General features: G+C 68.8%; 14 protein-coding genes. 8 read left to right on the top strand and 6 right to left on the bottom strand.

Annotated features, from left to right (window positions below; translation table 11 throughout):
* Positions 1-2 precede the first annotated feature (2 nt).
* The 5 genes from ACW174_RS17060 (at position 3) to ACW174_RS17040 (ending at position 3,724) form a co-directional block, all read left to right on the top strand.
* On the top strand, positions 3-800 hold the full coding sequence (locus ACW174_RS17060; protein WP_492015550.1) for an aminotransferase class IV: 798 nt from the start codon (positions 3-5) through the stop codon (positions 798-800).
* A gap of 50 nt (positions 801-850) precedes the next feature.
* On the top strand, positions 851-1,333 hold the full coding sequence (gene coaD / locus ACW174_RS17055) for a pantetheine-phosphate adenylyltransferase (protein WP_492015549.1): 483 nt from the start codon (positions 851-853) through the stop codon (positions 1,331-1,333).
* A 1-nt stretch (position 1,334) separates the two neighbouring features.
* Positions 1,335-2,204 carry a peptidylprolyl isomerase gene (locus ACW174_RS17050; protein ID WP_492015548.1) on the top strand — a complete coding sequence of 290 codons (870 nt, stop codon included), beginning with the start codon at positions 1,335-1,337 and terminating at the stop codon, positions 2,202-2,204.
* Between the two features lie 23 nt (positions 2,205-2,227).
* Positions 2,228-3,118, top strand: coding sequence for a peptidylprolyl isomerase (locus ACW174_RS17045; RefSeq protein WP_492015547.1), 891 nt, complete (start codon positions 2,228-2,230; stop codon positions 3,116-3,118).
* A 249-nt stretch (positions 3,119-3,367) separates the two neighbouring features.
* Positions 3,368-3,724, top strand: a complete 357-nt coding sequence (locus ACW174_RS17040) for a barstar family protein (RefSeq protein WP_492015546.1) — start codon at positions 3,368-3,370, stop codon at positions 3,722-3,724.
* Between the two features lie 436 nt (positions 3,725-4,160).
* Here ACW174_RS17040 and ACW174_RS17035 read toward each other — a convergent pair whose 3' ends face one another.
* A complete protein-coding gene (locus tag ACW174_RS17035; RefSeq protein WP_492015545.1) occupies positions 4,161-4,676 on the bottom strand; it encodes a YcxB family protein in 516 nt (171 codons plus the stop codon).
* Positions 4,677-4,966: 290 nt separating this feature from the next.
* On the bottom strand, positions 4,967-6,109 hold the full coding sequence (locus ACW174_RS17030; protein ID WP_492015544.1) for a Ppx/GppA phosphatase family protein: 1,143 nt from the start codon (positions 6,107-6,109) through the stop codon (positions 4,967-4,969).
* A gap of 148 nt (positions 6,110-6,257) precedes the next feature.
* On the opposite strand from ACW174_RS17030, the gene hspQ reads away from it, so the two are divergent.
* The 3 genes from hspQ (at position 6,258) to ACW174_RS17015 (ending at position 8,137) form a co-directional block, all read left to right on the top strand.
* Positions 6,258-6,572, top strand: a complete 315-nt coding sequence (gene hspQ / locus ACW174_RS17025; RefSeq protein WP_492015543.1) for a heat shock protein HspQ — start codon at positions 6,258-6,260, stop codon at positions 6,570-6,572.
* Positions 6,573-6,652: 80 nt separating this feature from the next.
* Positions 6,653-7,528, top strand: coding sequence for a phenylalanine 4-monooxygenase (phhA, locus tag ACW174_RS17020; protein WP_492015542.1), 876 nt, complete (start codon positions 6,653-6,655; stop codon positions 7,526-7,528).
* Between the two features lie 75 nt (positions 7,529-7,603).
* Entirely contained in the window at positions 7,604-8,137 is a 534-nt protein-coding gene (locus tag ACW174_RS17015; protein WP_492015541.1) for a hypothetical protein, read from the top strand.
* 3 nt (positions 8,138-8,140) lie between these two features.
* Here ACW174_RS17015 and ACW174_RS17010 read toward each other — a convergent pair whose 3' ends face one another.
* From ACW174_RS17010 to ACW174_RS16995, 4 genes are all read right to left on the bottom strand, one after another.
* Positions 8,141-9,457: an MFS transporter gene (locus ACW174_RS17010; protein ID WP_492015540.1), complete on the bottom strand. Its 1,317-nt coding sequence runs from the start codon at positions 9,455-9,457 to the stop codon at positions 8,141-8,143.
* A 4-nt stretch (positions 9,458-9,461) separates the two neighbouring features.
* Positions 9,462-10,793 carry an N-succinylarginine dihydrolase gene (gene astB, locus ACW174_RS17005; RefSeq protein ID WP_492015539.1) on the bottom strand — a complete coding sequence of 444 codons (1,332 nt, stop codon included), beginning with the start codon at positions 10,791-10,793 and terminating at the stop codon, positions 9,462-9,464.
* Positions 10,794-11,157: 364 nt separating this feature from the next.
* A complete protein-coding gene (gene astD / locus ACW174_RS17000) occupies positions 11,158-12,588 on the bottom strand; it encodes a succinylglutamate-semialdehyde dehydrogenase (RefSeq protein ID WP_492015538.1) in 1,431 nt (476 codons plus the stop codon).
* Positions 12,589-12,723: 135 nt separating this feature from the next.
* A complete protein-coding gene (locus tag ACW174_RS16995; protein WP_492015537.1) occupies positions 12,724-13,731 on the bottom strand; it encodes an arginine N-succinyltransferase in 1,008 nt (335 codons plus the stop codon).
* Positions 13,732-13,734: the final 3 nt, after the last annotated feature.

The following is a 13,734-nucleotide window of genomic DNA, read 5'->3' as shown; positions in this document are numbered from 1 at the left end:
TCTTGACCGAGATCCACATCGACGGCGAGGCGGCGACGGTCCAGGCGCTGGCGCCGGTGCTGCTGTCGAACTACGGCGCCTTCACCTCCATGCAGGTGGAGGACGGCGCGGTCCGCGGGCTGGACCTGCATCTGGAGCGGCTGCAGCAGGAGGCGCTGGCGCTGTTCGGCGTGGCCGTGCCCGAGGCGCGGCTGCGCGAGCGGATGCGGACGGCGCTGGACGGGCGGGGCGGGCGGCATAGCCTGCGGGTCCAACTGTTCCTCGCGGCGGCGACGCTGCGGACGCCGGACGCGATGGGCCAGCCGAACGTGCTGACGATCGTGACGGGCCCGGCCCATCCGCTGTGCGATCCGTTGCGGCTGCAGACGCAGGACTATGCCCGCGAGGCGCCGGAGCTGAAGCACAACGCCACCTTCGGCCTGATGCGGGCGCGACGGACGGCGAAGGAAACGGGCTTTGACGACGCCCTGTTCGTGGGCGCCGACGGCGTGGTGTCGGAAGGCAGCATCTGGAACATAGGCTTCGTCGAGGACGGGCGAATCGTCTGGCCGCGCGCGCCGATGTTGCGGGGCGTCGGACAGCGGCTGCTGGAGAACGGGCTGGATCTGGTCGGTCTGGACAGCGAGCATCGGGTCATCGACCGGGCCGCGCTGACGGGCATGCGGCAGGCCTTCATCTGCAACAGCGCGACCCCGGCCTGTCCGGTGGGCAATATCGACGGGCGAGCGCTGGACGTCGATCCGGGCCTGATGGACCGTTTGCAGGCGGCCTGGGCGTCGAACGCGCCGCAGACGATCTAGGCCGCCGGTTTCGCACCTGCTAGACCGGGTTGAAGCCGGGGAGGATTTCGATGCGCATTGGCCTGTATCCGGGCACCTTCGACCCGATCACCAACGGCCATATGGACATCATCGGGCGGGCGGTGAAGCTGGTCGACCGGCTGGTCATCGGCGTGGCCCAGAATGATGACAAGGGGCCGTTGTTCACGACCGCGGAGCGGGTCGAGATGGTGCGGGCCGAGGTGGCGAAATTCGGTGCGACCGTCGAGGTCCGGCCCTTCTCCAGCCTGCTGATGCATTTCGCGGAAGAGCTGGACGCGACCGTGATCGTGCGGGGCCTGAGGGCTGTCGCGGACTTTGAATACGAATTCCAGATGACGGCGATGAACCAGCGCCTCAATGCCGACATCGAGACCGTCTTCCTGATGGCCGACCCGCGGCATCAGGCGATCGCCTCGCGGCTGGTCAAGGAAATCGCCCGTCTGGGCGGAGATATCGGCAGTTTCGTCAGCCCGGCGGTCTCCGCCGCGGTGCTGGACAGGGTCAAGGGATAGAATGCGCTTCAAGATGACCATCGCGGCCGCCGTGGCCGCCGCTTTCGTGACGGCCGCCGCGCCGACGGCGATGTCCCAGACCGCCGCGCCCGCCTCGGCCGAATGGCGCACCATCGCGCCCGAGAACCTGCTGGTGATCGACACCGTGCACGGCCGGATCGTGGCCGAGTTGGACCCGCGCGCCGCGCCGCAGTCGGTCGAGCGTGTGCGCGCGCTGGCCAACCGGGGCTTCTACGACGGACTGAAATTCCACCGGGTCATCCCGGGCTTCATGGCCCAGGGCGGCGATCCGCAAGGGACCGGCGAGGGCGGCAGCGACCTGCCGGACGTCCCGGCCGAGTTCACCTTCCGCCGGGGCCGCGCGGATCCCTTCCTGAGCACCGGTCCGGGCGCCACGGGCAGCAGCCTGCTGGGCCTGACCGGCTCGATGGCGGTGGAGACCCAGCCGGACGCGCAGATGATGATCACGGCCGACTTCAAGGTCGACGCCGTCGGCCTGTTCTGCCCCGGCGTTCTGGGCATGGCGCGCAACAACAATCCGAACAGCGCCAACAGCCAGTTCTTCATCATGACCGCCCCGAACGACAGCCTGAACGGCCAGTACACCCCCTTCGGGCGTGTGCTGTCGGGACTGGACGCCGTGAAGGCGCTGAAGCCGGGCGCCGGCCAGGGGGGCGCCGTGACGGACCCTGATCTGATGACGCGCGTCCGTCTGGCGTCGGCCATGCCGGAGGGCGAGCGGCCGACGGCGCGGGTGCAGGCGGTCAACAGCCCGGCCTTCGCCGAGCAGCTGGCCGCGACGCGCACCCGTCTGGGCTCGCGCTTCAATGTCTGTGAGATCCAGCCGGCCGCCGAAGTCACCGGCGGCTGAGCGGAGCACGAGGGGAGGGGATGATGACGCTGACGTTCGCAGCCGCCGCGGCGGCGCTTCTGCTGGCCGGGACCGCGACGGCCCAGGACGCGGGCGGTCCCCCGCCCCCGCCGCCGCCCACGCCCGGCACCACCATCACCCAGACCGACTGGCGCACCGTCACGCCCGACAACCTGCTGGTCATCGACACGACCAAGGGCCGGGTGCTGATCGAGCTGACGCCGCAGATCGCGCCTCTGCATGTCGAGCGCGTGCGCCTGCTGGCGCGCAACGGCTTCTTCGACGGCCTGCTGTGGCACCGGGTGATCGACTGGTTCATGGCCCAGACCGGTGATCCGCTGGGCAGCGGCGAGGGGCAGAGCGCCTGGCCGGACCTGAAGGCCGAGTTCACCTTCCGCCGCGATCCGGCGATGCCATTCGCCGCCGTGGCCGAACCCGCCGGGGCCCGCGTGGGCTTCCTCGGCGCCCTGCCGGTCCAGACCCAGCCCGACGCCGCCTTCGCCCAGACCGGCGACGGCAAGGTGCACGGCTGGGGCCTGTACTGCCCGGGCGTGGTCGGCATGGCCCGCGACGAGGGCAATGACACGGCCAACAGCCAGTTCTTCATCATGCGACAGGCCTATCCGGCGCTGGACAAGCGCTACACCATCTGGGGCGTGACCCTGTCCGGGCTGGACGTGGTGCGGTCGCTGCAGGTCGGGGACGGCGAGAACGGCATGATGGCCGCCGCCCAGCCGGACCGGATGACCCGCGTGCGCGTGGCCTCGGACATCCCGGCGGCCGAACGCCCGACGGTGCAGGTTCTGGCCACCGACTCCGACCGCTTCCGCGCCATCGTCGGCGAGGCCCGCACCGCGCGCGGCGCGGATTTCTCGGTGTGTGACGTGACCTTGCCGGTTCAGGTGACCGGGTAGGGCAGGCGTAGGGCAGGCGGCGTCGCAACGGCTGCGGCCGACCCGGTTTCAACAGTTTGCGCCGCAAAGGGCCTTGGATGTCGAGATCGACGACAAGGCCATGCTCACCGGCCCTGAGCAGGGTCTCGCGTTGAAGAGTCCGGCCGTCTTTTGCTGCCGTTCGGTTACGCCAAGGCCGGGCGCCGGACGTGGAGCCAGCCCCGCAACCTGCCCCATAGCGGACGTCGCTGAAGGCCGTAAGGTAGCTGGATGCACACCACACTCATCAGCATCCCCACCAGACAGATCGTGGACTGGACGACCTTTCATGACGTCTTCGCGGAGGCTCTCGGCTTCCCGGCGTTCTACGGACGGAACATGAACGCCTGGATCGACTGCATGACAGACGCAGATGATCCCGAGACGGGAATGGTCCAGCGCGCGGTTCAGCCGGGTCATCTGATGACGTTGCAGATCGACGACGCCGACGATTTCGCGGCGCGCTGCCCTGAGCAGTTCAGCGCCGTAATCGAGTGCACCGCGTTCGTGAACTATCGCAGGGTCGAAGTAGGCGGGACGCCTGTCCTCTCGCTCCTGTTGACGGGGCAGATACCGGCTGCGCGATGACTGTTTGCCTGCGATAGGCCGCGGTCCGCTCCCGACCCCTTAACGGACCTTGGCGGCGACACCTTCGTATCCAAGCGGAAACCACACCCCCCGAACAATCATGCTCCCCATGTTCGGGAGCACATGGCCCTGCTCTAGCGAGGCGGCGTCATCCGCGACGATGACAGTCGCAATCTTGGCCGTCGCAAATGCAGCGTTTGCGATCCGGCGTGCGTCACCATCCGACCGCGCCGTCACCCCCGCACCCATGTTCAGGGCCGTCGGCTGAGGCATTGGTTCGAAAGTTATCCAGTAGGGCTTCATCATGCCTTTGTGCACGCGACCACAGCCGCTTCCCACCTCTCGCAGACTCCCGGAGCGTCCGCTCGCAGGCATCCAGGCCGAAAGTCCGCACTCGGGACCAGTGCGAATGCCCCATATCGACCCAAATCGGACGCTATGAGGTTTTCGCGGTCTCCGACAAAATCCCACGCATCTCGGCAAGCTGAGGTTCAGTCAGGCTGCGCTTCGGAAGATAGAAATATCGTCTGTCACTGAGCCAAAGGAGCAAGCCGTTAGGGCTTTCCTCCCATTTGTGAAGGTCGGTCCAAGGCCAGTGGCCTTCACCGTTGCTATCGCTGATCCTGAACTGCGCAGTGTCCCAAGCCACCACCTTCTCGCTCTGCAAACCCTTGTCGCGGGAAAGCTGCTTGCGCGCAGAAGGCGGCAGCAGCACAGCGTTGCCAACAACCCCCCAGACGCAAAAAGCGATTGCACCACAAAGCCACAGTGCAGGTGCCAAGGTAGAACCCCAGTCTTGCTGAACGGCAAGGAAGAGGATGCGGAGGAGGCTGCCCGCCGCGACAGCGGCCACCACAACCCAGATGACCCTTACCAGCGGTTTCCGATTGTGGACATACAACCGCGCGTCAACGAGGTCAGCGCCAGTAAGCTGAAACGATATCGGCTGCATCTGGATAAACCTCCACCTACTCAGACCCTAAGCTGTGCATTTAGCTCCGCCAAGTCGGCGGATGTCTGCTTCCCACCCAAAGCCGACGTCCAGAGAAACCGCCCTGGGCCGACCTTATGGTGACGGAACCGCGTGGGGTTGGTCTGGTCGGGACGCCGGACGTGACGGGGGAAGGTGGGCCCGTTTTCAAAACCGACCGTCCGAAAGACGCGTCAGAGCGGGTTCAGGCCTCAGACTCCGCGCCTGATTTCGCGGTCTGCGCCTTCACCGGTCGTCCAGACACACGACGGTCACTCGCCGCCGCCTCCGCCGCCGTTGCCTGAGCCCCGGCCCCGCCGACGCCGTTTGCGGCGGCCCGGCTTGCGGTCGTCGCGCATCCGCTCCAGCAGCAGGCCTTCGCGCAGGCCGCGGTCGGCGACGCGGACGCGCTCGGACGGCCAGGCGCGCTGGACGGCTTCCATGATGGCGGCGCCGGCCAGCACCAGATCGGCGCGGTCGGGACCGATGCAGGCCTCGGCCGCCCGGCCAGCGGGGCCGAGGGTCTTGAGCCTTTCGGCCGCCGCCTCGCAGTCGCCGCGCGTCATCCACAGACCGTCGACCAGATTGCGCTGATAGCGGCGCAGGCCCAGGTGGATGCCCGCCAGACTGGTGATCGCGCCCGAGGTGCCGACCATATGGGCCCGGCCCTGGACGAAGACGTCGCGCAGGGCCGGATCGACCGGGGCGTGCGCGATCGCGGCGCCCATGTCGGCGACCATGGCCTCGTACCAGGGATGCAGGTCGCCGCCGACCGGCTCGGGATGGCGCTCGGCCAGGGTGACGACGCCGATGGGGGCGGAGATCCAGCCCTCGAGCTGGAAGCCCGTCCCGGTGCTGCGCAGCCAGTTCAGCTCGGTCGAGCCGCCGCCGACATCGACGACCAGAATGGCGTCCACCTTGGGATCGAACAGGTTCAGGCAGCCCTGAACCGCCAGCCGGGCCTCTTCCGCCGGATCGATGATGCGCAGCTTCAGACCGGTGCCCTGACGCACGCGCTCGATGAACTCGGCCCCGTTGTCGGCCTGACGGCAGGCCTGGGTGGCGACGGCCATCAGGCGGTCGGGGTCGATGCCGCGCTTGGCCACCCGCTCGGCGCACATCATCAGGGCGTCGTAGGCCCGCTCCATCGCCCCCCCGTCGAGGCGGCCGGTGCGGGACAGGCCTTCGCCGAGCCGCACGATGCGACTGAACGAATCGACCACGCGGAAGCCGTCCTTCGCCGGACGGGCGATCAGCAGACGACAGTTGTTGGTCCCCAGATCGAGCGCGCCATAGAGGGGCGCCTCGCGACCTGACGCCCCTGCGCCGCCGGGCGCGCCGCCGCGGGCGCGCTGACCGTCGGGCCTCCGGGGCTGGGACCGCGAGCGCGAGGACGCGCCGTCGGTCTCCGGCATGGGCCGAACCTTCAAGGTGGGCGGTCCGAAACGGCGCCCGTCCCCGACAGCCTAGACCGTGAATCCGATCCGCGCCAAGCGTGTCTGTCGTGAAAATGAACGGGAGGAGTGTGATCCGGCTCAGGTTGGGGGGCGTAACTCTTGTGGCATGACCCATTCCGTCTCAGCCCGCTTCGGCCTCGGCCAGATCGTCCGGCATCTTCAGGCCGGCTTTCGGGGTGTCGTGATCGACGTCGATCCCGTGTTCGCCGGCCAGCCCGGCGCAACGGGCGCCATCTCGCCGGACCAGCCCTTCTATCAGGTGCTGGCGCTGGGGCCGGATGGCGGCTTCATGGCCTATGCGTCCGAGGATTCGCTGGAGCATGACCCGGCGCAGTCGATCCTGACGCACGAGGCCGAGCGGCGGTACTTCACCCTCGACGACAGCGGCCACCACGCGCCGCGCGAACGGGCGATCCATTGAGGCGGCTGGCGTGGGCGTGCGACGGGCTCTAGATTGCCGACGAAGGGGCCGCCAGAGCCCGGTGCGCCAGGAGCCGCGTCATGTCCGACTTTGAACACGTCTTCGACAAGCCGCCCGAAGGGGCCGCCGAGGACTGGACCATCCCGCAGGACTGGCGCGCCTATACCGAGACCGAGCACAAGACCTGGGACACCCTGTACGCCCGGCAGATGAAGATCCTGCCCGGCCGCGCGGCGGACGTCTTTCTCAAGGGGCTGGAGGCGCTGGACCTGAACACGGGCGGCATTCCCGACTTCTCGCTGATGAATCCCAAGCTGCAGGCCCTGACCGGCTGGACGGTGGTGTGCGTGCCCGGACTGGTGCCGGATGAGGTCTTCTTCGACCACCTGGCCAACCGCCGCTTCCCCTCGGGCCAGTTCATTCGCAAGCCGGACCAGTTGGACTACCTGCAGGAGCCGGACATCTTCCACGATGTGTTCGGCCATGTGCCGATGCTGACCGACCCCGACTTCGCCGCCTATATGGAGGCCTACGGCAAGGGCGGCCAGAGGGCCGCGGCGCTGGGCATGCTGCCCAATCTGGCGCGGCTGTACTGGTACACGGTCGAGTTCGGCCTGATGCAGGACGCGGGCGGGTTGCGCATCTATGGCGCGGGGATCGTCTCGTCGGCGACCGAGAGCGTGTTCGCCCTCGAGGACCCGTCGCCGAACCGGCTGGGCTTTGACCTGGAGCGGGTGATGAAGACCCTCTACCGGATCGACGACTTCCAGCAGGTCTATTTCGTGATCGATTCGATCGAGGCGCTGAAGGGCGAGACGCTGAAGGATTTCGCGCCGATCTATGACCGGCTGCAGGGGGCGGACGCCATTCCGATCGAGACCATCCTGCCGACGGACCAGGTCTTCACCGAAGGGACGCAGGCCTATGCGGCCAGGGGCGGGCGGTTCGCGGCCTGAGCGGCGGCTGACGCTATCTGACGTCAGGCCGGGGCGGGCTTCGGCGCGGGCCGGCGGTCTGTTAGCTCCTGGGCCATGAAGATCTGGCCGGGACTTTCCGCACTGTTGTTCGCCCTGATGTCGGGCGGCGTCGCACAGGCGCAGGATCTGACGCACGTCCTGCAGGACGGGCGGACGATCGTGGTGGCCTCGACGCCGGCTTGCAGTGCGACGACACCCGCCACCGATCCCCGCTTCGCCATCGCCCTGGCGCTGGAGTGCCGGGACCGGATCAGCGGCGTCGGGGGATCGGGCCATGCCCTGATCGGCCGCGAGGGCGGCGAGACCACGCCGCGCGAGTATCTGGCCTCGGTCGCCGCCGAGATGTTCCCGGACGCGGACGCGGCGGAGCAGGCGGCGCAGATCCGGCCGGTGCAGACCGAGTTTTCGGGCGGAACCCATGACATGCTCTGCGTGTCGGGGCGTGACCGCGAGGCGACGTTCGCCGCCGCCACCTGCGTGCTGTCGCAACCCCGGACGCAGGTCATCGTGCACGGCCAGGGCGCGGGGCTCGAGCAGGCCTGGAGCGTGATCGTGATGTTCCTCAGCGGCGTGACGATCCGGCCCTAGGCGTCAGTCGTCGTGCGAGATCAGGCTCCGGTGCTTGGTGTCGCGCATGAAGAGATAGACCAGCAGCGAGACGCCGATCATGGCGGTGACGTACCAGAAATAAACGCTCTCGATCCCGGCGTCCTTGAACCGGAGGGCGACATATTCGGCCGTGCCGCCGAAGGCCGCATTGGCGATGGCGTAGGGCAGGGCGACGCCGAGCGCGCGGATGTGGGCGGGGAAGAGCTCGGCCTTCACCACGGCGTTGATCGCGGTATAGCCGCTGACGATCACCAGCGCCGCCAGGGCCAGAAGGAAGGCGACGAAGGGATTGTCCGCCGTCGCCAGCGCCGACATCAGCGGCACGGTGAACAGCACGCCCAGCACCCCGAAGGCGATCATCACCGGCTTGCGTCCGATCCGGTCGGACAGGGCGCCGACGGCGGGCTGCAGGCACATGAACAGGAAGAGGGCGGCGGCGCTGATCTCGGTCGCGGCGTCCTTGGTGAAGCCGGTCGTGTTGACGAGGAATTTCTGCAGGTAGGTCGTGTAGGTATAGAAGGCCAGCGTCCCGCCGGCGGTCAGGCCCATGACCAGGAACGCCTCCTTCGGGTGTTTCGCGAACAGCAGCAGGGCGCTGGATTTCGGGGCTTCGTCGGCGTCGGAGGCGATGAAGGCGCGGGTCTCGTCCAGCCGGCGACGCAGCCAGAAGACGATCACGGCCAGCGCCGCGCCGACGAAGAAGGGAATGCGCCAGCCCCAGGCGGCCAGCGCGCCCTCGCTGAGGGTGTTCTGCAGCACGATGAGCAGCAGCAGGGCCAGAAGCTGGCCCGAGATCAGGGTCACATACTGGAAGCTGGACCAGAAGCCGCGGTGGTTCTTGGCCGCCATCTCGGACAGATAGGTGGCCGACGAGCCGTACTCGCCGCCCACGCTGAGGCCCTGCATCAGGCGGGCGAGCAGCAGCAGGGCGGGGGCGGCGATGCCGATGGTCCCGTAGCCGGGCGTGCAGGCGATGATCAGACTGCCGCCGCACATCAGGGTGACCGACAGGGTCAGGCCCGCCTTGCGGCCCTTGCGGTCGGCGTAGACGCCCATGATCCAGGCGCCGACCGGGCGCATCAGGAAGCCGACGGCGAAGATGGCGGCGCTGCTCAGCAGCTGGGCCGTCGGCTCGCCCTCAGGGAAGAAGACGGGGGCGAAATAGAGGGTGAAGGCCGCATAGGCGTACCAGTCGAACCACTCCACCAGATTGCCCGCCGAGCCGCCGATGATGTTGCGCAGGCGGCGGGCGGGAGACATCGACTCCGTCGGGCGCGCTTCGGGACTTGGGGCGGTCATGCGGTCAGTCCCTCTGGAACGGATAGAAGCCGGAGCCGAGGCCGAGGATGGCGGTCAGTTCGTCCAGCGCGCCGCGGCTTTCATCGAGCAGGGCGGGGTCGGCCAGATCGGCGACGCCGAGCCGGTCACGGTACCAGGTCGCGCCCCAGACGCTGAGCGCGCCGTGCAGTTCGTCGGTCAGGCGCATGTTCGGATTGGTCGCGGCCAGTTCGGCCTCGTTCAGGACGACGCGGAGACGCAGACAGGCGGGACCGCCGCCGTTGCGCATCGACTGCCGGACATCGACGTACTCGACCCTGCCGATGGGCCCGTTGGAGGACGCCAGCGCTTCGGCCACCGCATGGCTGCGGGCGTTGTCGCGGGTCTCGGTGGGGCAGATCAGGGTCAGGCGGTCCTCGCCCGGGATCCGCACCAGCATGGAGTTGAACAGATAGCTGGAGATGGCGTCGGCGAGGGGGAGATCGGCGGACGAGACTTCGACGAAGACGGGGTCAAACCCCTGGGCCGCGGCGCGGATGGCGGCGTGGGTCCCGGCGGTGTCCTCGAAGGCCAGGTCGTGATGGAACAGGGTCTCCAGCGCGCCGACGCAGACCACGTCATTGTGGAAGGTTCCGCCGGCGATGGCGGCCCTGGACTGGCGGGCGAGGACCGCGCCGGACGCGCCGTGGCGGCGGGCGAGGGCTTCCGAGGCCTCACGGGTCTGGCGGGCGGGGAAGGGGCCGGACCAGGGCTCCCAGGCCTCTCTGCCCCAGACCAGCAGGTTGACGCCGGGCGCGCCGTGATCGGCGCAGAGACGGACGTGGTTGGCGGCGCCCTCGTCGGCCAGATGGGCGACGGAGGGCAGGGCGTCGTGCACGGCGAAGTGCGCCGGGTTGGGGAAGAGGGCGTCCAGCGCCCGCTTGGTCTGCTGATGCTCGAGCGAGCGGTGCAGGTTGGTGACGAGATTGGCGGGGGTGAAATGGACCCGGCCGTCGGCGCTGTCGGCGGACGGCGTCACCGTCGCGGCGTTGGCGGCCCACATGGGCGAGGCCGAACAGGCGGCGGCGGCGAAGGTCGGGGCGTCCTTCCAGGCGCGTTCGATGACCTGGGCGTCGGTACCGCCGAAGCCGAGACTACGCAGGAAGGGGATGTTCGGCCGCTCATGCGGCGGCAGGACGAACTGGGGCAGGCCGAGGTCGGCCAGCCGCTTCATCTTGTCGAGCCCCTGCAGCACGGCGGCGCGGGGGTTGGACGGCTCGCCCTTGTTCAGGCTGGAGGCGAGGTTGCCGGGGCTGAGGCCGGCGTAGGAGTGCGTCGGGCCGATCAGGCCGTCGGCGTTGGCTTCGAGAGCAGTCATCGGGGGCTCGTTACGATGATGGCGTCAGGCAGGAGGCCGATCGCTGAGAGCACCGGGAGGGCGAACAGCCAGACCAAACCGATCAGTGCAGCCGATAGCCCCAGAAGCAACCAAGCCTGCGTCCAGCGACGGGCACGAAGGACGCTGGTGATCGCTGTAAAGTCTAAGACGACAAAGGTTATGCACCACGACAAGACCATACCCGCGGGGCTGTAACGCTCGCCGAAGAGCAGGCGAACACCCAAGACAACTGCACTCACGACAGCCATGAACACGATGGCGACCAACGGCTTTCTGATCTCAGTCGAGAGGATTTCTCCCAAGCCGGGGCGACCGATCCGTCGTTCTCCTCTCCAGTCTGAGATCACGCCGACAACCCTTTGATCTCGCCTTCGATATTCTTGACCGCCCCGGCCTCGAAACTGGCGACCGGATAGGCGCAGTAGTCGGCGGCGTAGTAGGCGGACGGGCGGTGGTTGCCGCTGGCGCCGAGGCCGCCGAAGGGCATGTCGCCGGCGGCGCCGGTGGTCGGGCGGTTGAAGTTGACCACGCCCGCGCGGATGCGGCGGATGAAGCGGTCCCAGTGGGCGGGATCGTCGCTGACCAGACCGGCGGACAGGCCGTAGCGGGTGGCGTTGGCCTGCGCGATCGCGGCATCGAAGGATCCGACGCGGGTCACCGACAGGAAGGGGGCGAACATCTCCTCGTCGGGGACGGACACCCCGGTGACGTCGATGATGGCGGGTTTGACGAAGGCGCCCGGCAGGTTGCCGACGGGACCCGAGGCGCGGATGACCCGGGCGCCCGCGTCGATGCGGTCCTGCAGGGCGGCGAGGGCGGCGGCGGCGGCCTTCTCGGAGATCAGCGGGCCGGCGTAGGGCTCGGTCGGGCTGTTCCAGGGGGCGAAGACCAAGCGGTCGCTGAGGGCCGCGACGGCGTCGAGGATGGCGTCGCCCTGCGGCCCTTCCGGCACAATCAGGCGACGGGCGCAGGAGCAGCGCTGGCCGGTGGTGATGAAGGCGGACTGGACGACGATGCCCGCGACGGCCTCGGCGTCGGCGGCGTCCCAGACGACCAGCGGATTGTTGCCGCCCAGTTCGAGCGCGAGAATGACGTGGGGGTCGTCGGCGAATTTGCGCCGGAAATGGGCGCCCGCCGCGCCGGAGCCGGTGAACATCAGGGCGTCGATGCCGCTGTCCAGCAGGGCCGCGCCGGTCTCGCGCCCGCCCTGCACGACATTGACCACGCCGGTGGGAAGGTCGGCGGCGGCGAAGGCCTCGGCCATCAGCTGGCCGGTCAGGGGCGTTTCCTCGGAAGGCTTGAACACCACGGTGTCGCCCGCGAGCAGGGCCGGGACGATGTGGCCGTTGGGCAGGTGTCCGGGGAAGTTGAACGGCCCGAGCACGGCGGCGACGCCGTGCGGGCGGTGGCGCAGGGTGGCGGAACCGAAGGCGGTGGCGGCGGTGCGCTCGCCCGTTCGCTCGTCATAGGCGCGGATCGAGATGTCGACCTTGCCCTGCATGGCCTGGAGCTCGGTGGAGGTCTCCCACAGGGCCTTGCCGGTTTCGCGGCTGATGGCCTCGGCGATCTGCGGGGCGCGCTCTTTCAGCACGGCCTGGTAGCGCTTCACCGCGTCGATGCGGTCCTGACGCGGGCGGTCGGCCCAGTCGGGGAAGGCGGCGCGGGCGCGATCGGCGGCGGCCTGCACCTCGGCGGGAGAGGCGGCGGGGCCGTCCCAGACGGTTTCGCCGGTGGCGGGGTCGATGGACTGGAACTGCATTTTTTTACCGCTCATCCCCGCGAAGGCGGGGACCCAGTGATTTGGACGAAGACCGGCGCGAGTTGGCCCACGAACCCAGGTCCTGATGCGCCGGCGTCAAGCTGGACAGGACTGGGTCCCCGCCTTCGCGGGGATGAGCGGAAGAGAGAGTCACGTTTTCACGCGAACCGTATCCCCGGCGCGCACCTTCAGCGCATCGGCGGTTTCGCGGTTGAGGGTGGCGGTGTCGCCCTCGATATGGGCGCGCTGGCGGACGGCGCGGAAGCCGCCGACGCTGTCGGTCGAGATCAGGGCGGGCAGTTCGGCCTCGACCTCATCCGCCACGGCGACGGTCAGGGGGCGGGCGTCGCGGACGGTGCGGATATTGTCGCGCTGGCAGGCGACGGTGGGGCCGGCGTCGAAGATGTCGATCAGGCCGTTGGGACGGAAGCCCTCGCTCTCCAGCAGGGCCATGGCGGGGACGCCCTGCGGATGGACCTTGCCGATGACGGCGCGGGCGGGCTCGGGCAGCAGGTCGATGTAGATCGGGTGGCGCGGGGCCAGGTCGAGGATGAACTGCTTGTCCGTCGAGCCGGTCATGCGGTCGGCCTCGTCGAACTCCATCGGGAAGAATTTGTGGGCCACATGGTCCCAGAAGGGGCAGGCGCCGTCGGGGGTGAAGACGCCGCGCAGTTCGGCCAGGACGTTGTCACTGAACAGCTCGGGCTCGGCGCCGATCAGCATGTAGCGCGACTGGCTGAGCAGACGGCCCGCGCCGCCCTTGCGCCGGTCGGCCTTGAGGAAGAGGGAGCCGACCTCGGTCCAGCCGGTGCATTCGTTGACCAGCACCAGGGTCTTCTGTTCCAGCTTGATGCCGAGCGAGGGCGACGACTGGGCGTTGTTGACGACCCGGAAGCTGAAGAAGGGGCGCTTGAGGCCCACCGCCGCCTTGACGGAGCCGATGCCGTCGACGTCGCCGGTTTCGCTCTCCTCGAGCATCAGGGTGTACCAGCGCTCCTGCGGCGTCAGGGCGCCCGCGAAGCTGTCGCGGCTGAGGTCGAGACGTTCGGCCAACTGGTCCGGGTCTTCGGGCAGGCTGGTGAAGCCGGGGCCGCTGAGAATGGCGAGCTCCAGCAGGAAGTCGAGGTCGGCGGGGGCGGCGGGGCGGACGACGAGCATGGG

It is taken from the genome of Brevundimonas sp. AVps31 (genome assembly GCF_058681355.1).
This window is presented reverse-complemented; position numbering and strand designations above follow the sequence as displayed.